The following is a 20,015-nucleotide window of genomic DNA, read 5'->3' as shown; positions in this document are numbered from 1 at the left end:
GCGGGGGCGTTTTTTTTGCTCAGCGCTGATGGCCCCGCAGATAGATGATCCAGTACCCCATCCCGACAAAAATACCGCCGCCGATAATGTTACCGAGCGTCACCGGGATCAGGTTATTGACGATAAAATGGCCCAGCGTCAAGTCGGCGAAATCTGCCGGACTCATCCCGCTCATCTGCCAGAATTCAGGACCCGCCAGGTGCTTGATCCCGATCGCCATCGGTACCTGGAACATGTTGGCAATACAGTGCTCAAAGCCGGAAGAGACAAACATAGCGACCGGCAGGATCATCACCAGAATTTTATCGGTCAGGGTCCGGCCACTGAAAGTCATCCACACCGCCACGCAAACCAGCACGTTACACATCACTCCCAGGGCCACCGCCTGCCAGAACTCATGGTGCAGTTTATGCTGGGCGATCTGCATGGCATTAATCCCCACCGCCCCGTCTGCCGACAGGTACTGCTTGGTCATCAGCATAATCCCGACCAGCAGCAAGGCCCCGATCAGGTTCCCCACATACACCACGCCCCAGTTCAGACACAGGCTTTTCCAGCTGATTTTGCCGCTGGCTCTGGCCACCAGCGTCAGCACCGAGCTGGTGAATAGCTCACCGCCGGTGATCACCACCAGGATCAATCCCAGGCTGAACGCCAGGCCACCGACAAACCGCGACATCCCCCAGGCCATCTCCTCCGCCCCGGTCGTCACCGTGGTATAAAACACAAACGCAATCCCGATATGCATACCGGCTGTGATCGCCAGCAACAATGATTTCACCGGGTCTTTGGTCGCCTTGCTGACCCCAATTTCCGCCGCGCGCTCGGCCATCTGGGGCGGCAGCAGCGCATCAAACTGATTCTGATACATAGAAAAACCCGACACTCATGGTTCGTAAAAAATGTGAGCGCGATCGTGACCGGAAACCCACGGGCATTCAAGCAGCGAGATCAATAAAACCTCGATATATACGAATTTATCACTCGTCTATTTCGAGCAATTGAGCATTTCGAATCCAGTCATGGTCCGGCGCTAGATCCCGGCACCAAAAGCCGTTATGGTGAGTCTCTTTGCAGGATGCAGGTTGCACGAATATCCATGGACTTACTCAATACGCTGGGGCTGCTTCTCGGCTCGCTGATCTCCAATACCCTGGCATCGCTGTCCGGCGGCGGCGCCGGTCTGATCCAGTTTCCACTGCTGATTTTTCTCGGACTGCCGTTTGCCATCGCCCTGGCAACCCACAAAGTGGCCAGTGTGGCCCTGGGCCTCGGGGCCGCCGTCAAACATCTGCGCGGCGGTCAGCTCGACTGGCGGCTGACCGGCTTTGTGATCCTGGCCGGGATGGCTGGCGTCATTGCCGGGGCGAATCTGATCCTGTTTGTGCCGGGGCGACAAGCCGAAGCCGCGCTCGGCCTGCTGATCCTCGGGCTGGGCCTTTATTCGGTAACCAAATCCAGCCTCGGCCAGCATGCCCAACCACGCCACCGGGATACCCGTGGGATGCTCCTTGGTGGCATTGGTCTGGCGGCCATCGGCGTACTCAACGGCTCCCTCACCGCCGGCAGCGGATTGTTTGTCACCCTGTTTCTGATCCGCTGGTTCGGGTTTGACTACAAGCAGGCCGTCGCCCTGACAATGATCAGTGTCGGTCTGTTTTGGAACGGCATCGGCGCCGCTGCCATGTATCTCGCCGGGGCCGAGATTTACTGGCCCTGGTTGCCGATTTTACTGGCCGGCTCCTTGCTGGGCGGTTATCTTGGCGCGCATCTGGCCAGCCGGAAAAGTAATACCCTGATCAAACGCTGTTTTGAAACCCTGACGTTTTTGATCGGCTTGAAGTTATTGATTGGATTTTGATAAAAACGGAGATTTGCGGAAATGACCAAAGCTCATATCGACATTTACTACTGCCGCCAGTGTAACTGGATGCTGCGCTCATCCTGGATGGCTCAGGAGCTGCTCCATACCTTCAGCGAGGAAATCGACACCCTGAGTCTGCATCCGGACACCGGCGGCCGGTTTGAAATTTTCTGTAATCAACAGCGGATCTGGGAGCGGAAAGCGGACGGCGGATTCCCGGACGCCAAGCAGCTCAAGCAGCGGATCCGGGATATCATCGATCCCGAGCGGGATCTGGGGCATGTTGACCGGACGTCCTGACACTGCGGCCTATCCGCCCAGCACTCAACACGGATAAGGCGGATCTTCCGCCTTATCCGCCTTTTGTTAGGCCTTTCCCTAAACTAAAGCAACCTGGCGCAGCACCTCGCCCTCAAACGACACCACTTTCAGGGTGCTGTTTTCTGGTCGTGTGCTGTTCTCTGATGGGCCGCCGCTTTCCAGTAAACTGCCGCTTTCAAGCAGATCCCCGCTTTCCAGCAAACCGCCGCTTTCAAGCAGATCCCCGCTTTCAAGCAGACCATAACTCGCCGGATGCTCGCCCCGCGGAATGGTGACCGAGCCCGGATTCAGCAGGTACAGGTCTTCTTTCTGCTCTGCCACCGGCAGGTGAGTATGACCGGAGACAATCACATCCCCGGCCCGCAGTTTGGGATGTTTCTCAGCATTGTAAAGATGACCATGGGTCAGGAACAGGCGGCGGCCATCGGCCAGTAACACCTGGTTATAATCCGCCATCATCGGAAAATCGAGCAGCATCTGATCCACTTCGCTGTCGCAGTTGCCCCGTACCGCAATAATGCGATCGGCATACTGATTCAGCAGCGCCGCCGTCTCAGTCGGGGCATATCCGGCCGGCAAGGGATTACGCGGACCGTGATTGAGCAAATCCCCCAGCAAGATCAGGTGATCAGCGCCACTTTGCGCAAAGGCGGTCAACATCATCCGGGTGCTGTCGGCACAGCCGTGAAGATCGGAGGCAAAAAATAATTTCATCGGGGAACCCGTTTATCGGACTATCAATAACGGGATCCTACATCGGATAAACCCGCATTGCGAGTCAGGTTTAATCCCGCAGCATGCCGTTCAACACAATGTTGTTATAGCTGACCATGCCCAGCACTTTACCATCCTCAATCACCGGCGCCCGGCTGATCCCGAAGCGCTCAAACAGCCGGGCGCAATAGCGGACATCCATATTGGCATTGACGGACAAGGCCGGCTTCGTCATGATTTCATACACATTGGTCCGCTCCGGTGAGCGATCCACCGCCAGAACCTTCTTGGCGATATCGTTCATCAACACAATGCCGTACTCATCATCGGCATGGCGCTTATTGACGATCAGGGCTTTGACTTGGCGCTGCTTGGCAATCGCCACCGCCTCGGCCACAGTGGTCAGCCCCTCCACGATCGCGTAGGTATTCATCATGACATCCCGGACCCGGACCACAGCTTCCGCCTGACTCATAGCTTTTCCTCCACAACTTTGGTTAGCGTCTCCACCTGGTGGGCGACCCCGATGGCATCTTCAACATCCAGCTGCACCGCAATCCCCTGCCCGCCACCGGAATCAAATTCCCCGACCCGTTCAATGGTCTCCAAAATGGAACGGGCCAGGTGCTCCTCCACCACCAGCAGCAACACATCGCGCTGCACCTCCAGACTCAGACCGAAAAAGGTCTTTTTCTTGTGCAGCCCTTCGCCCCGGGCATTATTGATCACCGTGGCCCCGGTCGCGCCGGCTTCCCGGGCGGCATCCAGCACCGCGTCTGTTTTCGAATCCTCAACAAACGCTACCAAGAGTTTAAAACGCATCAGTTACTCTCCTTACGCCCCAGCCAGACCGACAGTTGGGCATAGCCCATCACCGTGATCATCGGAAACAAACTGGCAAAGGCGATCAAACCAAACCCATCGAGCATCGGGTTCCGACCGGGAACCGTCGAGGCCAAGCCCAGCCCCAGCGCCGTGACAATCGGCACCGTGACGGTTGAGGTCGTGACCCCGCCGGAATCATAGGCCAGCGGGACAATCATTTTCGGCGCAAACCCGGTCTGGATCACCACCACCACGTAACCGACCAGAATGTAATAGTGCAGCGGATCGCCGGCCACAATCCGGTAGCTGCCCAGCGCAATCCCCAGTGCCACGCCCAGGGCAACCGCCACCCGCAGGCCATTGACCTGGATGGTGCCCCCCGAGACCTGACTGGCCTTGATCGCCACTGCAATCAGGGACGGCTCCGCAATGGTGGTGCTGAACCCAATCGCCGCAGCGAACACATACACCCAGTAATACTCTTCCCAGGGCACAGTGGCCGGAATGGTTTCTCCGGCCTCAAACAGGAAGTCCAGCGCGGTCAGCTGGGTCGCCATCGACTCCCCCAGCGGAAACAGGGCCAGCTCCAGCCCCATCAGAAATAAGGCCAGCCCCAGGATCACGTATACGAATCCCAGGACGACCCGGGGCCAGTGCACCACCGGGCGGCGTAATACCGCCAGCTGGAACCCGAAAATGATGGCCACGATCGGCAGGACGTCGCGCACAGTCGCGACCAGCGTCATCAGGAAGTGGCTTAATAATGACGATAGTTCACTCATCCCGTTTCACCTAGTACACCAGCATGCCGTAGCCCATCACAAAAATCATCGGCGTCAGGGAGGCAAAAGCGATCAGCCCGAACCCATCGACCATAGGGTTACGCCCTTTAATCGACGACGCCAGCCCGACGCCGAGCGCCGTGACCAGCGGAACGGTAATGGTCGAGGTCGTCACCCCGCCGGAATCGTACGCAATCCCGACAATCGTCGGCGGCGCAAACCAGGTCATGACCATCACGGTGAGATAACCGCCGATGATCAACCACTGGATCGGCCAGCCTTTAAGAATGCGGATCACCCCCAGCATGATGGCGATACCAACTGACAACGCCACGGTCAGGCGCAGGCCATGAGCATACCCGTCCCGGGACTGCGGGTCGGTCGCAATCAAACCGCCTTCGGCCGCCACATCAGCGGCTTCCGCCGCCACGGCCGTCAAGGCAGGTTCGGCAACGGTCGTCCCGAACCCGAGGCAAAACGCAAAAATGAGTAACCAGATCAGGCTGCCTTTGCTGGCAAAGGCGTGTGCCATCGACTCCCCTATCGGGAACAGTCCCAGCTCAAGACCAAACACGAACAGGGTCAGCCCGACCACCACCAGAAGCAGGCCCAGCAGGATCGGCCCCCAATCCGGCAACGGCTGCTGCAGCACCACGCCCTGGAAAAAGGCAATCACCAACACGATCGGCAACAGATCACGCAAGCTGGAAAGCATCGCCTTCACCATTGCCCATACTGCTGCCATGCTGCCTCCTGTGGTCCCAAATACGCCGTTCAATATTCCTTATTACAATAATGGGTATTCACATTTTGAAACATCTTGCATTTACCGAGTCGAGAGGTGAGGCACATAATTGACTTGGGACCCGGACATCCCTTGCAGCCACCAGTGACGCACGACACATGTGTTACGGCTCCGGATCAGAACCCGGGCGGAGCACTCTCAACTCATTGATTAGAATGATTTAGTCATCTTCGTTTATACTTAGATCAGGCTCGATCGAGTCATGTGTAGCTATGAGTTTTCACGAGCTCTGAGTTGTCAGGAGCCCTGAGTTTTCACGGGCTCTGAGTTGTCAGGAGATCTGAATTTTCAGGAGCTCTGAGTTTTCAGGAAAGGACCATGAATGGAATGAACATTTTAGTCACTGGCGGAACGGGATTTATCGGAAAAGCACTGTTGCCACACCTGAACCACGAACGGATCACCGTCCTGAGTCGCAATCCAGCGCGGGCCTATCAACAACTGGGCCACCACATCACCGTCATCGAAACGCTGCATGAGCTGAAGGACCTGGACGCCTTCGATGCAGTCATTAACCTGGCCGGCGAGCCCATCATCAACAAACGCTGGACCGATCGCCAGAAGCAGGAGATTTGCCAGAGCCGCTGGGCCATCACCCGCGAGTTGGTCGACAAAATCAAGGCCGGCACCAATCCCCCCGAGATTTTTATCAGCGGCTCGGCGGTGGGGTTTTACGGCGATCAGCAATCCCGCAGTTTTGACGAAAGCCTAGAGGTAAACGGCCAGGACTTTGCCCACCAGGTGTGTCGGCAGTGGGAAGAAACTGCGCAGGCCGCGCAGTCGGATCGCACCCGGGTCTGCCTGCTGCGGACCGGCATTGTACTGGGTCGCCACGGCGGCGCGCTGGCCCGAATGCTACCGGCCTACCAGCTCGGCTTTGGCGGTCCGATCGGCACTGGCGAGCAGTATTTTCCCTGGATCCACCTGCAGGATATGGTCAAGGGGATCCTGTTTTTGCTCAAGCACCCGGAAGCAAACGGCGCCTACAATTTTACTGCCCCGAATCCGGTGACCAACCAGGAATTCAGCCGAACCCTGGCCAAGGTGCTGCACCGACCTCACTTTTTCAAAACTCCGGCATGGCTGCTCCGGCTCGGGCTGGGAGAAGCCGCCACGCTGCTGCTCGACAGCCAGCGAGCACTGCCGAAACGCCTGCAGGATCACGGCTTCCACTTCTGTTTTCCGAAACTTGAACATGCCCTGGAAGAGACGGTCGGAGATAAAAGCCGAATCGATGCGTCCGGCGTCTGACGCCGGACTCCCGTTTCACCTCACGTCACCTCACGCGTGTCAGCATCATCGTTACCGCTAGCCCCGAAGCGGCAACAGCAGCTGCCGGATCATGGTACGGATGATGACCACCACCAGCGCCAGCGACAACAGCGGCAACACCAGCCACAACACGGAATGCGTCTGAACCGGCAGCTCAAATCCCCAGATCATCAGAGCCGCCATCACCACTTCTGCGCCGACAGCCGCCATGACCCCGGCCAGCAGCGCCATGATCCCGTACTCACTCCAGAGGGTCGCCGAAATCCGCTTACGACTCGCCCCCAGCGTGCGATAGAGCTGGATTTCCTGCGCCCGCTGCGACAGGCTGAGCCGGAGCAGGGTCAGAACCAGCAACAGGCCGCTGCAGACGCCGAGCGCCGCCAGGACCGACAATGACAACGAGACCTGCTGCAAAATGGCCTGGATCCGGGTCGCCATGATCCGCAAATCCAGCAGGGTGACCGTCGGGAAATCCCGGCCGAGCTGATTGATCAGCGCATCCTGATCCGCTTCAATCCGATAACTCAACAGCCAGGTGGCCGGCAGATCCGCCATCACATCCGGGGTAAAAATAAAATAGAAGTTCGGTCGCATATTGCGCCACTCAACCTGACGTAGACTGGTGACCGTCGCGCTGAACGGCTGGCTGTTGACGGTAAAGGTCAGCTCATCGCCCAGTTCAATCCCGAGCCGCTCGGCAATGCCGGATTCCACCGACACGCCCGACTGCGTCGCCCATGTCCCGGCCAGCAGCGTATTGTGGACCGGCATCGATTCGCGCCAGGTCAGGTTCAGTTCACGGCGCAACGACTCATCCCGCTCCTCGCGGGACACCGCTAGCATGTCTTGCTGATTGATGGCTGTTAACCGGCCGCGGATCACCGGATAACTGTCCGAACGCGCCACCCGGTTGTTATCAAGCTCGGCCAGATACCGGGCTTGCTCCTGCGGGCTGATATTCAACGCAAACACATTCGGCGCGTCAGCCGGCAGCGTTTGCTGCCAGTCGGCCAGCAAATCTGTACGCAACAGCCAGATCACCGCCAGCAGCATCAGGGAGCTGGTCAAAGCGGCCAGTTGCGCGCCGGTCGCCAGCGGGCTGCGGCTGATCCGGCTCAGCGCAAGCCGGACGGCACTGCGCCAGGTACCGCGCTTGAGCAGTCCCACCAACCCCAGCCCGAGCGCCGCCAGCACGAGAAAGAGGGCAGCGAGGCCCCCCAGGGTCAGCCACATAAACTTGTTGCTGCCGAACCACAGCAGGGCCGCGACCACCGGTAATGCAATCAGCGCGTAGCCCTGACGTTTTTTCGGCCATGCCACCTGCTGTTGGATCACTGAGATCGCCGGGGCATCCACCAGACGCAGCAGCGAAATCCCCATCCCGGGGATCGCCACCAGCAGCGCAACCATCAGGCTCGCGGCAAAAGGCATCAGCCCCATTTCCGGCAACGGATCCGGCAGAACATCCGCCAGCGGCAGGCGCAACAGAAACTCAAGCAATCCGCCCAGACTCAGCCCGGCGACCGCCGAGATGGCAAACAGCATCGCCAGCTGGCGGGCCAGCCAGCGCCACAGCCAGCGTTTGCTGGCACCGAGGCTTTTCATCATCGCCACCGCCTCAACCCGGGTGGCACTGTAATGCAGACAGGTCAGGACCAAGGTCGCGGTGGCCATCAGGATCACCAGAAACAGGGTCAGCGAAAGATACTGGCGCGCGCGCTCAATCATCTCTCCGGTCTGACCCTGCGTAGTTTCACTGATCCAGCGCTGTCCCGGTGACAGAGTCACCGCCTGCTGAAATTGTTTCAACTGGGCATCCGGCCCGTTGAAATAGGCCAGGAACCGCACCCGGCTGCCCGGCTGAATGGCCCCGGTTTTGGCCAGATCACTGGCGTGGATCAGCACGGCCGGCATCTGGCTGAACGGGTTAAACGACAGCTCCGGCTCCGACACGATATGCCCGCTGACGGTCAGGGTCGCATCGCCAATGGACACCGCATCACCCGGCTTCACCGCCAGCAGCGAAAACAGCCGCTCCGACAACCACAACTCCCCGGGCCGGACCTGGCTATGACGCTGCTCGCCCTGCAGGATCAGCTCGCCCCGCAGCGGGAAGCGGCTGTCTACCGCCTTGACACTCACCAGTTGCATCTGGGTGTCACTGAACGCCATGGTGCCGAACCGGGTTTGCTGCGAGACGGTCAGCCCCAATGATTGCGCCTGCGCCAGTAACGGCTCGGAGATGGGATCGGCAGAGCGAAAGACCAGATCCGCGGCAATCATGGAACGCCCCTGATCGACCATGATTTTCTCAACCCGCACCACCAGCGCCGCCAGGGCAAACACACAGGCAATAATTAAGGTCAGGGCCACGGCCACCGGCCAGAGTTGACCGTGCCAGAGTTCGCGCCAACTCCATTTCAGCAGCATGGAAGTGCGCGCCGGTTTGGCCAAAGTATGTGTATCACTCATCTCAGTCATGCTGCCTCCACGCTGCCGCCCTGGATCCGTAACGTACGATCGCACCGCTGTGCCAGTTGCGGATCATGAGTCACCAGCACCAGGGTTGTTCCGTGATCGCGGTTGAGGGCAAACAGCAGATCAATCACGGTGGCGGCCGTGTGCTGATCCAGGTTGCCGGTCGGCTCATCGGCAAACAGGATCCGCGGCCGGGTCATAAAAGCCCGCGCCAGTGCGACCCGCTGTTGCTCCCCGCCGGAAAGCTGCGACGGCAAATGGCTTTCCCGCCCTTCCAGCCCGACCTGGCGCAACAACTCCGCAGCCCGTACTTCATCTCCGGCCTCTTCGCGGATGATCGCCGGTAGCATCACATTCTCCAGCGCACTGAGCGACGGCACCAACAGAAAGCTCTGAAACACAAAGCCAATCGCATCACTACGCAACGCCGCCCGCGCTTCGTCATCCAGCTGAGACAACGGCTGACCCAGCAATTCGATTTCACCACTGCTCGGAATATCCAACCCGGCCAGCAGCGTCATCAGCGTCGACTTCCCGGCGCCGGAGACGCCGACCAGCGCAATGGCTTCGCCCTGCTCGACCTCGAGGGAAACATCCTGCAAAATGGTGAGTTGTGATGACGCGGTCGTCACCTGCTTGGATACCGATTTGGCCTTAATCACGGAAGCTGACATAATGCGAATCCTTTCAGTTGTCTTGTTCATTTTTTTCTCACTCAACGCCTACTCTACCACTCTGTTGGTTCTGGGTGACAGCCTGAGTGCCGGATACCGGATGCCGGCCGAAAAAAGCTGGCCGGTGCTGCTCGAACCGATCCTGATCGCCCAGGGGCATGAAATTGAGGTGGTGAACGCCAGCATCTCCGGCGATACCACCGGCAACGGGCTGGCCCGGCTACCGCAACTCCTGCAGCGCCATCAGCCCGATTATGTGATCATTGAGCTCGGCGCCAATGACGGGCTGCGCGGGTTCCCCCCAAAGACAATACGCAACAACCTGCGTCAGATGATCACTCAGATCCACGATCAGGGCGCGCAGGCACTGTTGATGCAAATTCGCATCCCGCCCAACTACGGCAAACGCTACAGCGATAGTTTCAGCCAGATCTACCCCGCGCTCAGCCAACAATATGAAGCTCCGCTGCTGCCGTTCTTTCTCGAGCAGGTGATTCTCAAACCTGAATGGATGATGGAGGACGGCTTGCACCCGACTTCGGAAGCGCAACCCTGGATCGCCGCCTTTATGGCATCCGAGTTGGCACCGCACCTGTAACCGGCGCCGCATCTGTGAGTAGAACTATTTTGCGCTGAAGATAATTTTTTGCCCTCACTTTGACTATGCTTGATCTGATGATAAGCAACAGGAAGTCAGACATGATGTTGAAGTTAAGTAGGAACGTTGTGGGACTTTGCGCAGTCCTGTCTATCCTCGGTGGCTGTAGTTCGAGCGAGTACACCACCTACTCACTGTTTCAGGAATACCGGGATCAACCCGGCAATAAAGCCTATGCCATCGGCATCAATAAAGTGGCCGGCGCTGCCTGGTCCGCCGGCTCAATCCAGGATGCCCAGGCCGCAGCACTAAGCACCTGCAAAGAGCTCGGCGGAGTCAACTGTAATATCGTCGATATCAACGACAGCGCCGTCGGTTACTGAGCCGGAAGATTCCGCCCGAACGTGCAGCCGTGATTGTTTAAAAACCAATTGAAATCAGGAACAATGGTGCTCTCCCCGACATTTTGAAGGAACCATCATGAAAGAGAGCATCCTGATCACCGGCTGTAGCAGCGGGATCGGCTATCACTGTGCCAAACAGCTCCACCAGGCCGGTTATCCCGTTGTGGCCAGTTGTCGCCATCCGGATGATGTACGGCGGCTTCAGAACGAGGGCCTGCATTGCGTCCGGCTCGACCTGGCGGATCCCGACTCGATTCAACAAGGTGTGACGGCTTGCCTGGCGCTCACCGACGGCCGCATTGATGTCCTGTTTAACAACGCCGCCTACGGTCAGCCCGGCGCGCTGGAAGATCTGCCGACAGATGCCCTGCGCCAGCAGTTTGAAACCAACCTGTTTGGCTGGCACGAACTGACCCGGACGGTGATCCCGCTGATGCTGGCCCAAGGCGGCGGCAAAATTGTACAAAACAGCTCGGTACTGGGGTTGGTCGCGATGAAATATCGTGGTGCCTACAATGCCAGTAAATTTGCTCTGGAAGGCTATACCGACACCTTACGTCTTGAATTGCAGGATACCCCGATCCACATCAGCCTGATCGAGCCCGGTCCGATTGAGAGCCGGTTTCGGGAAAATGCCAAACAGCAGTTTGAACGACATATCGATATGGCAGCCTCCCGCCACCAGGCCAGCTACCGGAATACCTTGGATCGCCTGGGAAAAACATCTCCCTCCAGCCGTTTCACCCTACCACCTGAAGCCGTATTAAAGCCGTTACAATCCATTATCAACAGCAAGCAGCCAAAATCCCGTTATTATGTCACCCAGCCGACCTACATTTTCGGATTTTTACGTCGAGTTTTACCGACGATCTGGTTGGACAAGTTATTAAGTAAGAGTGATTAGACAAATTGGGAAAACACCATAAGTTCCGTTTAAAACAGCTAAAATACTGAAAATAAATCCATAAAACAGCCAAAAACCAAAAATCGCTTTGCCGAGCTCCCAGCTGTTATTTCCGGAGTTCATCGCCTGGACCCGGAAAAAACATCCGTCGAGGACGAGTGGCAAGCATTTCATCGAAAAAGAGAACAAACGTCATGTTCCTGTCATATTGGATTTATATATTAGCCCTGTAATTTGAAAGGAGACTCCCCGGAGTCTTTCCGACGGTTAACAGACTCAGACTGACAGGTATCATCATGACGTTAAGCAGAATTAATTTCCTCTGTGTCTGCGTGACACTCGCATTGCTGTTGACGTTACACCCATAAAAAAGGAGAGCGAGGCTCTCCTTTTTTATCCCGGGTAGGCTGCTCCCTTGATCTTTCTCGCTTTATCCCCCATATCGATCTTTATAGGCCAAATACATCAAAGAGCAGCCCCATGTACGAAAATCTTGCGATCGAACTGAACGAAACGAATTTACAGCAGACCATCGAGCAATCCATGCAGACCCCGGTGGTGATCAGCTTCTGGGCACCATCCATGCCGGAAACGGCAGATGTGAACCGAATTCTGGAGCAAATCGTCTCGGAATATCAGGGACAGCTGATCCTGGCGACCCTGGATTGCGAAAGCCAGCAGATGGTCGCCGCTCAGTTTGGCGTACGTGGTTTGCCGACCGTGGCCCTGTTTAAAAACGGCCAGCCAGTCGACGGTGCCGCCGGGCCGCAAACCGATGAAAGCCTGCGTGCCATGCTGAGCAAACATCTGCCCAGCCAGGAAGAGCTGCAACTAAAAGCAGCGCTGGCACTGGTCGATCAACAGGATTATGCTCAGGCCCTGCCGACCCTGCGCGAGCTGGCCGGCAAGTTTGAGAAAAACAGCGTGATCACCCTGGCCATTGCCGAATGCCTGGTTGCAACTTCGCAGTATGATGATGCCGAAACCCTGCTGGCAACCGTGCCGATGCAGGATCAGGATGCCAAATACAAAGGTCTCATGGCCAAACTTGAGCTACATAAACAAGCCAGCGACTCGCCGGAAATCCGCCTGCTGGAAGAGCGACTGGCGGCAGAGCCGGATAATATTCAGCTCTCTTATGAGCTGGCCGTGCAGTACAGCCAGGTGGACCGCGCTCAGGAATCCCTGGAGTTACTGATCGCTATCCTGCGTAAAGATTTGAACTTTGCCGATGGCAACGCCAAGAAAACCATGATGGATCTGCTCTCGGCACTCGGTCAGGGCAATGCGATGGCCAATACCTACCGCCGCCAGCTGTACTCACTGCTGTACTAATCCCTTTCATCGCCGCAGGCCACCCGCACGTGGTCTGCAAGTGCGGGTGTGACAGAGAAAGTGAGCCTTAACACGCAGGCTCCGACGCGCAGCACAGCCCTTCAATAATCGGACATTGCGCACCGCTATCGCCCGGACACTGCTCCGTCAGCGCGGTCAGGGTCGCTTTCATTTCCAGTAACTCCTGGATCTTGCCGTCGATTTCGGCCAGCTTCTGCTCGGCTTTCGCTTTGACATCTGCGCTGCGGCGCGCCGGATCCCGCGAGAACGCCAGCAACTCCCGACACTCATCCAGGGAAAAGCCCACCAGCCGGGCACGGCGGATCAGCAACAATTCATTTTGCTGCCGATCGCCATAGCGCCGGTAGCCATTGCTGGCACGGGACGGTGGGGTGATCACCCCTTTCTCCTCATAAAATCGAATGGTCTTGGTGTTCAAGCCGGTTTTGGCGGCCACTTCACTGATATTCATCATCCATCCTTACTGTTTCTGGAAGGTTTCAATGTATCTTGCGACCTTCCGGCGCCAGATACAAGGGTTCGTTGGAAGAAATCTGACACCGATAGATAATGTGAAAATTTATTTTGACCTTCCACTTTCTGGAAGGTTTATCATTTTGAATAACGACATAAAGAATCGTCCCGACCCCTGCGATTCAGGACCTCAACATAACCAAGGATAGAGATATGACCGAATATATTCTTCCGCTCAGCAAAGTTCGGTGTATGAACTGTGCGGGAAAAATCCAGACATCCCTCAGCACCCTCCCCGGTGTTGATTCAGTGACCGTCGATACCCGACAGGCGATCATTCAGGGGGACAGCGCGCTCACACCGATTATCGAAGCGATCACCGAGCTGGGTTATGAAGCCGGTTATCACCACGTACTGTCGCTTCAAGGCTTATCCTGCGGCAAATGTGTTGCCAAGCTCGAACAGGCCTTTGCTGAGAACCCCAATATCAGCCGGTTCACGGTCAGCAAAACCCAGGCCGAAATCGTCGGTATTCTGACCCGGGACGAAGCCGTGGCCCTGATCGAGCGCACCGGCTACCAGGTCCCCGCCCCGGCACAACTTCACCTGGCACTGAGTGGCCTGAGCTGCGGCAAATGCGTCGCCAAAGTCGAGCAAGCCCTGGCCGAGCTACCGGATGTCTCAGCTTATCAGGTCAGCAAAACCCGAGCCGACATCACCACCAGCGGTGAAGCGGCCGCGGTCACTGCCGCCATTGAACAACTGGGCTACCAGGCAACCCTCACCACGCCGCCGGATACGGAGACTGAGATAAAAGCAGAGGCCGAGACCGGAACAGAAACGGCCCCATCGGCAGCACCGGCCGACGTCGTCGTACCAGACACTACGGACAATGCCCCGGCAGCGCCCGGAGAGCAGAGTATTCAATTGATGCTAAGCGGCATGACCTGCGCCAGCTGTGTGGCTTCGGTCGAGAAAGCGATCCGCAATGTCCCCGGCGTGACCCGCGCCAGTGTCAACCTGGCCGAGCGTACTGCCCTGGTCGCCGGGGATGCGCCGGTAGAGCGCCTCATAACCGCCATCACCGATGCCGGTTATGGTGCTGAGCTGAGCGAGGACGAGCACAGTCGCCGGGAGCGGCAACAAGCCGAAAATGCCCAGCTGTATCGCCGTCACCTGCGCAACTCGCTGATCGCCCTTGGTGCCGGACTACCCATGATGGGCTGGGGGATCTTCGGTGGCAGTATGATGATCACCTCCACCGCCAGCCAGCTGGGCTGGGGCGCTGTCGGCCTCGTCACCTTTGTCATGCTCTACACCATCGGCCGCCACTTCTTCGTCAACGCCTGGAAAGCGTTCCGGCACCATCGCGCGACGATGGATACCCTGGTCGCTCTGGGCACCGGTGCCGCCTGGCTCTACTCAACCGTAGTGGTGCTGTTGCCGGAACTCTTCCCGGAGCAGGCCCGGCACGTCTATTTTGAGGCCTCGGTGATGATCCTCGGTCTGATCACACTGGGACATGCGCTGGAAGCCCGGGCCAGAAGCCGGACCTCCAAAGCGCTGGAGCAACTAATTGATCTGCAGCCGCAAACCGCCATCCTGGTGACCCCGACCGGGGAGCAAGAAGTGCCTCTGGCCGAGATCGAAACCGGTGCCCTGCTCCGGCTCCGCCCCGGCGCCAAGGTTCCGGTCGACGGCACCATTGAAGAAGGCCAGAGCTACCTGGACGAGTCCATGCTGACCGGGGAGCCGTTGCCGGCCAATAAGCAGCCGGGTGACAAACTCCATGCCGGTACCATCAACCAGAACGGCAGCCTGCTGTTCCGTGCCGAGCAGATTGGCAGCGACACCATGCTGGCGCGGATCATCAACCTGGTTCGCGAAGCACAGAACAGCAAACCAGCACTGGCTCGGCTGGCCGATACCGTCTCCGCCATTTTCGTGCCCGCGGTAATGATTATCGCCATTGTGACCGCCATGATCTGGTACTACGTCGGCCCGGCTCCTTCCTCGGTTTACATGCTGGTGGCCGCAACCACGGTCCTGATCATCGCTTGTCCGTGTGCCCTGGGACTGGCCACGCCGATGTCCGTAATGGTCGGCGTCGGACGGGCTGCCGAATACGGCGTCCTGATCCGCAATGCCGAAGCCATGCAACTGGCGGCGAATATCGATACCGTCGTGGTCGATAAAACCGGGACTCTGACCGAGGGCAAACCGCAAGTCACCACCCTCAAAACCTATCAGTCTGATGAAGCGCAATTGCTCCAACTGGCTGCCAGCCTGGAACAGGGCTCAGAGCACCCACTGGCCAAAGCCATTTGCCAGGCTGCCTCTGAGCGCTCACTCACCCTCTCGGCGCAGTCGGATTTTGAAGCGCTGCCGGGTTACGGGGTGGCCGGTAACGTCGATGGACAGCGCGTACTGCTGGGCAACCAGAAACTGATGGCCAAGCACCAAATTGAGGTCGCGCCAGCCGCTGAAGACGTACAAGCTATTGCCGAACAAGGAGCAACACCGATCTACCTGGCTCTCGGGGATCAGCTCGTCGGCCTGCTCGGAGTCAGCGATCCATTGCGCAGCGATTCGGTTGAAGCCATTGAGCGGCTGCACCAGATGGGGCTGAACGTGGTCATGCTGACCGGGGATACGGAAACAACGGCCAATGCCATCGCCCGCGAGGCAGGCATTGACACTGTGATCGCCAGTGTCCTGCCGGACGGCAAAGCGGCGAAAATCGCCGAACTCCAACAACAGGGCAAGCGTGTCGCCATGGTGGGCGACGGGATCAACGACGCACCGGCACTAGCTCAGGCCGAAGTCGGGATTGCGATGGGCAGCGGCAGTGACGTGGCCATCGAAAGTGCCCAACTGACCCTGATCCGCCACTCCCTCCATGGTGTTGCCGATGCGTTGCAACTGTGCAGCGCGACCCTGAAAAACATGAAACAAAACCTGTTCGGGGCCTTTATCTACAACAGCCTGGGGATCCCGGTTGCTGCGGGGATCCTCTATCCGCTGACCGGCACCCTGCTCAGTCCGGTCATTGCCGGCGCGGCGATGGCCCTGTCTTCCATCACTGTGGTCAGTAACGCAAACCGCCTGCGTTTGTTCAAGCCCAACCGCAACCCTCATCAATAAGGAGAAACCTATGATCGCAGTACTCGGCCTCGCGGCCATTGCCCTGATTGTCTGGTGGTTCTGGCTGCACCCCGACAGCAAAAGCTAAGTCCCATTTCTCGGGATTGATAACAGGACCATCGCGACAGACTCGCCCTGCCAACAGAGAACTGATATAACCGTATCAGTTCTCTGCTTCTGGTATCAGAATGTCTATGCTGAAATCACTCTTCACCAAAGCCTTGCTGTTCCTGCCCTTTATCGCGGCACCTGCCCTGGCGGAGCCTCAGGTTTGGCTGGCGCAAAAACAGCAACGACAGTTTATCCTGCTGGGCTCTATCCATGCCGGAAAATCCGCCCTGTACCCATTGCCGCAAGTCTTCTGGGATCACTGGCCTGAAGCGAACGGCCTGATTGTCGAAGCCGACATTCTGAAACCGGCTGATGTATCCCTCAACCGTGATCTCCCGACCAGCGAGACACTGCTGAGCAAACAGGAAAAACGCCAACTGCGTGATATCGCCGAACAAACCCAACTCCCTTACCTGTCGCTGCTCCATAGCCCACCCTGGCTGGCCGCCATCCAGCTACAAAATGTCATGGCCACTCAAGCTGGTTTGAGCGCAGAGCAAGGGATCGATATCACCCTGCTGCATCGTGCCAAAGCAGAAAACAAACCCATCTTTGAACTGGAAAGTCTCCGGCAGCAACTGGCAATGATGGAAAATCTGCCAGACCACGGCCAAAGCCTGCTGCGCACCACCCTGTATGACTGGCAGGACATGCAAGCCCAACTCCAGTGCATGCTCTCAGCCTGGCAGCATGGCGATCACCACCAGATGCAACAACTCCTGGAAGACAGCCGCTACAGTGATCCGACCGATCATCTGCTAATCGACCAGCGCAACCATGACTGGACAACTCAGCTCAGTGAATCTCCCGCCTATCACCAAGGTTCTTTTCTGGTTGTGGTCGGTGCGATGCACCTGATTGGCCCGTCTGGCGTGCCGTCACTGCTGCAACAAAAAGGGTTTATCGTCACACAATTGAGCCAAAGCCAATCCAGTTCATGTGCGCCTAATTGACAGTCTTATTTTTAAAATTATGATGTAAACCTCATATATGCATGATTTCAAAGGTTTACATGAACAAAACATCTTTACTGGCTTTATCCGTAGTCCTGGCGTTGACCGGATGTGGTGAAGAAGACGAAAATGGCAGCGTCAATGGTAAATCCCTGGGCTGGGGCGCAACTGACAGCACGTCATTTGCCGAAATCCAACAACGTATGAATGCCGTCCCGTCCCTGGCCCCAAAAAGCGCCAGCCTGGATAGCGGGCTGTATATTGATCGCTCAAATAATATTATGGTGGACTGTAGCGCACGGCCGGCATATACCAGTGCGCATTTTGAAATCGCCGGTGAAAATGACAACATCCCACTGGCCGACATGCAGCGCATCGCGGCCATTGCTGAAGTCAGCCTGGAGATGATCGCCAGCCACCTGAATCTGGCACCGGCAGCCCTGATCAAGCACAGCCACCTCAATAAACTGGGGATCTGTCTGAAAGAAGGCACCAACTCGGTCGCGGGTGGTCAGGGCAGTGAAATCAGTGCGTTCCAGCGCAACACCCACGGTGGCGTCTACGAGTTCGGCCTGCTCAAGCATGAACTGGCCCACATCATTGATTCCCAGATGAACGGCAACCAACGCGGCTACAACATCAATCCAAGCTGGTTTGTGGAAGGCATGGCGGAAGTCATTACCGGCAAGCAACCGATGGCGCTTGGCACCTGGCATGCCAAGCACGAGAAATATAACAACACTATGCTGGATATGGCCACAGGTAACCTGAGCGGGTATGAAGACTATGATCTGTTCGCCACTACAATTCATTACCTGGCGGAAAAAGGCTGGGGACCGGGTTATGTCGAGGCGTTCTTCCAGAGCGATCGCTGGCACGTCAACAGCACACCAACCCAGAATGGCTGTGAAGGCTTTGCGGGCGATGGTGTCAATTACACCGGTGATTGCGTCATGTCCAACGAGCTCGAAGCAGCCTTTGCTGCCCGCTTTGACGAGATCAGTGCTAAAGCCAATGGCGAAGTCACCAGCTTTGCTCAATTCCAGCAAACATACGCCACTGTAATTCCACGCTGGTTAGAATCCCGCTAATTCAATGTCTGATGCAAACAGCCCGAACACCGGGCTGTTTTTTTTATCTGTCAGCAGCAATCTGCCCCCAGAACTCCCAGAAGCTTTCAAACGACGCGATTCACCGACAATCTTTGGGCTGGATGAACCTTGTCCAAGGGGACTAACCCCAACACTCCAAACGGAAAAAGCCCCGTTCGAATGACCGTGGCTTCGTATCGCGATCAGTGAAGAAAGATTCGGACGGGGCGGCCTTCCGTACCCGACCCGGCACTTACCGTTAACCAACGCATCAAATGGCAGATAGAAAAAAAACCTAGCTCGAAAGCTAGGGTTTCTAATGGTGGTCGGTGAAGAAAGATTCGGACGGGGCGGCCTTCCGTACCCGACCCGGCACTTACCGTTAACCAACGCATCAAATGGCAGATAGAAAAAAACCCTAGCTCGAAAGCTAGGGTTTCTAATGGTGGTCGGTGAAGAGGGATTCGGACGGGGCGGCCTTCCGTACCCGGCCCGGCGCTTACCGTTACCCAACGCATCAAATGGCAGATAGAAAAAACCTAGCTCGGAAGCTAGGGTTTCTAATGCTGGTCGGTGAAGAGGGATTCGAACGGGGCGGCCTTCCGTACTCGTCCCGGCGCTTACCGTTAACCAACGCATCAAATGGCAGATAGAAAAAAACCCTAGCTCGAAAGCTAGGGTTTCTAATGCTGGTCGGTGAAGAGGGATTCGAACCCCCGACCCTCTGGTCCCAAACCAGATGCGCTACCAAACTGCGCTATTCACCGACAATTGTTGGACTCTGGTGAACCCTGTCCGAGGGTCGCCCTCTGGTCCGCTATTCTCAAAATCCTGAGATGCACAACCAAACTGCGTGATTCACCAACAATAGTGATACGTTTGTAACTTACCACTGAAAGAGTGGTCGGTGAAGAGGGAGCGACGCGGCTGGGCTCCCAGCCCCCGACCTTCGGGCAGTATGCCCGACAGATACAAACTTCAGTTCGAAAACTCAAGTTTTAAATTAGTGGTCGGTGAAGAGGGATTCGAACCCCCGACCCTCTGGTCCCAAACCAGATGCGCTACCAAACTGCGCTATTCACCGACAATCGTGGACTCTGGTGAACCCTGTCCGAGGGTCGCCCTCTGGTCTGCTATTCTCAAAATCCTGAGATGCACAACCAAACTGCGTGATTCACCGACGATAGTGATACGCTTATAACTTACCACTGAAAGAGTGGTCGGTGAAGAGGGAGCGATGCGGCTGGGCTCCCAGACCCCGACCTT

At 57.1% G+C, this 20,015-nt stretch carries 18 protein-coding genes, 2 tRNA genes and 1 pseudogene; 10 read left to right on the top strand and 11 right to left on the bottom strand.

The window, feature by feature from the left end:
* Positions 1-19 precede the first annotated feature (19 nt).
* Positions 20-871, bottom strand: coding sequence for a formate transporter FocA (gene focA / locus NH461_RS03965; protein WP_261601974.1), 852 nt, complete (start codon positions 869-871; stop codon positions 20-22).
* 228 nt (positions 872-1,099) lie between these two features.
* On the opposite strand from focA, the gene NH461_RS03960 reads away from it, so the two are divergent.
* Positions 1,100-1,861 carry a sulfite exporter TauE/SafE family protein gene (locus NH461_RS03960; protein WP_261601973.1) on the top strand — a complete coding sequence of 254 codons (762 nt, stop codon included), beginning with the start codon at positions 1,100-1,102 and terminating at the stop codon, positions 1,859-1,861.
* Positions 1,862-1,882: 21 nt separating this feature from the next.
* Positions 1,883-2,164 carry a SelT/SelW/SelH family protein gene (locus NH461_RS03955; RefSeq protein WP_261601972.1) on the top strand — a complete coding sequence of 94 codons (282 nt, stop codon included), beginning with the start codon at positions 1,883-1,885 and terminating at the stop codon, positions 2,162-2,164.
* A 237-nt stretch (positions 2,165-2,401) separates the two neighbouring features.
* Here the strand turns inward: NH461_RS03955 and yfcE are convergent.
* From yfcE to NH461_RS03930, 5 genes and pseudogenes are all read right to left on the bottom strand, one after another.
* A pseudogene (gene yfcE, locus NH461_RS03950) lies at positions 2,402-2,899 on the bottom strand (phosphodiesterase); the annotation flags it as partial.
* Positions 2,900-2,969: 70 nt separating this feature from the next.
* The gene (locus NH461_RS03945; RefSeq protein WP_261601971.1) at positions 2,970-3,374 is read right to left on the bottom strand and encodes a CBS domain-containing protein; all 405 of its coding nucleotides are present in this window, start codon (positions 3,372-3,374) and stop codon (positions 2,970-2,972) included.
* Positions 3,371-3,721, bottom strand: coding sequence for a P-II family nitrogen regulator (locus NH461_RS03940; protein WP_261601970.1), 351 nt, complete (start codon positions 3,719-3,721; stop codon positions 3,371-3,373). Before NH461_RS03940 ends, NH461_RS03945 begins: the two co-directional genes overlap by 4 nt.
* Positions 3,721-4,506, bottom strand: a complete 786-nt coding sequence (locus NH461_RS03935; RefSeq protein ID WP_261601969.1) for a DUF1538 domain-containing protein — start codon at positions 4,504-4,506, stop codon at positions 3,721-3,723. The genes NH461_RS03940 and NH461_RS03935 overlap by 1 nt, the downstream gene beginning before the upstream one ends.
* 10 nt (positions 4,507-4,516) lie before the next feature.
* Positions 4,517-5,251, bottom strand: a complete 735-nt coding sequence (locus NH461_RS03930) for a DUF1538 domain-containing protein (RefSeq protein WP_261601968.1) — start codon at positions 5,249-5,251, stop codon at positions 4,517-4,519.
* 387 nt (positions 5,252-5,638) lie between these two features.
* Here NH461_RS03930 and NH461_RS03925 point away from each other — a divergent pair, with 387 nt between their 5' ends.
* Entirely contained in the window at positions 5,639-6,562 is a 924-nt protein-coding gene (locus NH461_RS03925; RefSeq protein ID WP_261602823.1) for a TIGR01777 family oxidoreductase, read from the top strand.
* Positions 6,563-6,619: 57 nt separating this feature from the next.
* On the opposite strand, the gene NH461_RS03920 is transcribed toward NH461_RS03925, so the two are convergent.
* Positions 6,620-9,064 carry an ABC transporter permease gene (locus NH461_RS03920; protein WP_261601967.1) on the bottom strand — a complete coding sequence of 815 codons (2,445 nt, stop codon included), beginning with the start codon at positions 9,062-9,064 and terminating at the stop codon, positions 6,620-6,622.
* Positions 9,061-9,735 (bottom strand): ABC transporter ATP-binding protein, encoded by a 675-nt coding sequence (locus NH461_RS03915; protein WP_261601966.1) that lies wholly within the window; start codon positions 9,733-9,735, stop codon positions 9,061-9,063. Before NH461_RS03915 ends, NH461_RS03920 begins: the two co-directional genes overlap by 4 nt.
* Between NH461_RS03915 and tesA the strand changes: the two genes are divergently transcribed.
* The 4 genes from tesA (at position 9,734) to NH461_RS03895 (ending at position 12,976) form a co-directional block, all read left to right on the top strand.
* Positions 9,734-10,333, top strand: coding sequence for a multifunctional acyl-CoA thioesterase I/protease I/lysophospholipase L1 (gene tesA, locus NH461_RS03910; RefSeq protein ID WP_261602822.1), 600 nt, complete (start codon positions 9,734-9,736; stop codon positions 10,331-10,333). The genes NH461_RS03915 and tesA overlap by 2 nt on opposite strands.
* Before the next feature lie 101 nt (positions 10,334-10,434).
* The gene (locus tag NH461_RS03905; protein ID WP_261601965.1) at positions 10,435-10,716 is read left to right on the top strand and encodes a hypothetical protein; all 282 of its coding nucleotides are present in this window, start codon (positions 10,435-10,437) and stop codon (positions 10,714-10,716) included.
* Positions 10,717-10,813: 97 nt separating this feature from the next.
* On the top strand, positions 10,814-11,641 hold the full coding sequence (locus NH461_RS03900; RefSeq protein ID WP_261601964.1) for an SDR family oxidoreductase: 828 nt from the start codon (positions 10,814-10,816) through the stop codon (positions 11,639-11,641).
* Positions 11,642-12,121: 480 nt separating this feature from the next.
* Positions 12,122-12,976 (top strand): co-chaperone YbbN, encoded by an 855-nt coding sequence (locus NH461_RS03895; protein ID WP_261601963.1) that lies wholly within the window; start codon positions 12,122-12,124, stop codon positions 12,974-12,976.
* A gap of 67 nt (positions 12,977-13,043) precedes the next feature.
* On the opposite strand, the gene cueR is transcribed toward NH461_RS03895, so the two are convergent.
* Positions 13,044-13,448, bottom strand: a complete 405-nt coding sequence (gene cueR / locus NH461_RS03890) for a Cu(I)-responsive transcriptional regulator (RefSeq protein WP_261602821.1) — start codon at positions 13,446-13,448, stop codon at positions 13,044-13,046.
* A gap of 215 nt (positions 13,449-13,663) precedes the next feature.
* Here cueR and NH461_RS03885 point away from each other — a divergent pair, with 215 nt between their 5' ends.
* The 3 genes from NH461_RS03885 (at position 13,664) to NH461_RS03875 (ending at position 18,749) form a co-directional block, all read left to right on the top strand.
* Positions 13,664-16,594 (top strand): cation transporter, encoded by a 2,931-nt coding sequence (locus tag NH461_RS03885; RefSeq protein ID WP_261601962.1) that lies wholly within the window; start codon positions 13,664-13,666, stop codon positions 16,592-16,594.
* Positions 16,595-16,782: 188 nt separating this feature from the next.
* Positions 16,783-17,658 (top strand): TraB/GumN family protein, encoded by an 876-nt coding sequence (locus tag NH461_RS03880; RefSeq protein WP_261601961.1) that lies wholly within the window; start codon positions 16,783-16,785, stop codon positions 17,656-17,658.
* A gap of 59 nt (positions 17,659-17,717) precedes the next feature.
* A complete protein-coding gene (locus NH461_RS03875) occupies positions 17,718-18,749 on the top strand; it encodes a hypothetical protein (RefSeq protein WP_261601960.1) in 1,032 nt (343 codons plus the stop codon).
* A gap of 690 nt (positions 18,750-19,439) precedes the next feature.
* Here the strand turns inward: NH461_RS03875 and NH461_RS03870 are convergent.
* Together NH461_RS03870 and NH461_RS03865 are read right to left on the bottom strand one after the other, a co-directional pair.
* A tRNA-Pro gene (locus tag NH461_RS03870) sits at positions 19,440-19,516 on the bottom strand.
* Positions 19,517-19,756: 240 nt separating this feature from the next.
* Positions 19,757-19,833, bottom strand: a tRNA-Pro gene (locus NH461_RS03865).
* Positions 19,834-20,015: the final 182 nt, after the last annotated feature.

Source organism: Photobacterium sp. TY1-4 (assembly GCF_025398175.1).
Classification (GTDB): Bacteria; Pseudomonadota; Gammaproteobacteria; order Enterobacterales; family Vibrionaceae; genus Photobacterium.
Note: the sequence above shows the minus strand (reverse complement) of the source record. Positions and strands in the feature narration are given on the sequence as shown.

Bases quoted from the DNA above. Each gene is read 5' to 3' on its own strand.
- focA (WP_261601974.1), bottom strand. From the start codon at position 871: ATGTATCAGAATCAGTTTGATGCGCTGCTGCCGCCCCAGATGGCCGAG.
- NH461_RS03960 (WP_261601973.1), top strand. From the start codon at position 1,100: ATGGACTTACTCAATACGCTGGGGCTGCTTCTCGGCTCGCTGATCTCC.
- NH461_RS03955 (WP_261601972.1), top strand. From the start codon at position 1,883: ATGACCAAAGCTCATATCGACATTTACTACTGCCGCCAGTGTAACTGG.
- NH461_RS03945 (WP_261601971.1), bottom strand. From the start codon at position 3,374: ATGAGTCAGGCGGAAGCTGTGGTCCGGGTCCGGGATGTCATGATGAAT.
- NH461_RS03940 (WP_261601970.1), bottom strand. From the start codon at position 3,721: ATGCGTTTTAAACTCTTGGTAGCGTTTGTTGAGGATTCGAAAACAGAC.
- NH461_RS03935 (WP_261601969.1), bottom strand. From the start codon at position 4,506: ATGAGTGAACTATCGTCATTATTAAGCCACTTCCTGATGACGCTGGTC.
- NH461_RS03930 (WP_261601968.1), bottom strand. From the start codon at position 5,251: ATGGCAGCAGTATGGGCAATGGTGAAGGCGATGCTTTCCAGCTTGCGT.
- NH461_RS03925 (WP_261602823.1), top strand. From the start codon at position 5,639: ATGAACATTTTAGTCACTGGCGGAACGGGATTTATCGGAAAAGCACTG.
- NH461_RS03920 (WP_261601967.1), bottom strand. From the start codon at position 9,064: ATGACTGAGATGAGTGATACACATACTTTGGCCAAACCGGCGCGCACT.
- NH461_RS03915 (WP_261601966.1), bottom strand. From the start codon at position 9,735: ATGTCAGCTTCCGTGATTAAGGCCAAATCGGTATCCAAGCAGGTGACG.
- NH461_RS03905 (WP_261601965.1), top strand. From the start codon at position 10,435: ATGATGTTGAAGTTAAGTAGGAACGTTGTGGGACTTTGCGCAGTCCTG.
- NH461_RS03900 (WP_261601964.1), top strand. From the start codon at position 10,814: ATGAAAGAGAGCATCCTGATCACCGGCTGTAGCAGCGGGATCGGCTAT.
- NH461_RS03895 (WP_261601963.1), top strand. From the start codon at position 12,122: ATGTACGAAAATCTTGCGATCGAACTGAACGAAACGAATTTACAGCAG.
- cueR (WP_261602821.1), bottom strand. From the start codon at position 13,448: ATGAATATCAGTGAAGTGGCCGCCAAAACCGGCTTGAACACCAAGACC.
- NH461_RS03885 (WP_261601962.1), top strand. From the start codon at position 13,664: ATGACCGAATATATTCTTCCGCTCAGCAAAGTTCGGTGTATGAACTGT.
- NH461_RS03880 (WP_261601961.1), top strand. From the start codon at position 16,783: ATGTCTATGCTGAAATCACTCTTCACCAAAGCCTTGCTGTTCCTGCCC.
- NH461_RS03875 (WP_261601960.1), top strand. From the start codon at position 17,718: ATGAACAAAACATCTTTACTGGCTTTATCCGTAGTCCTGGCGTTGACC.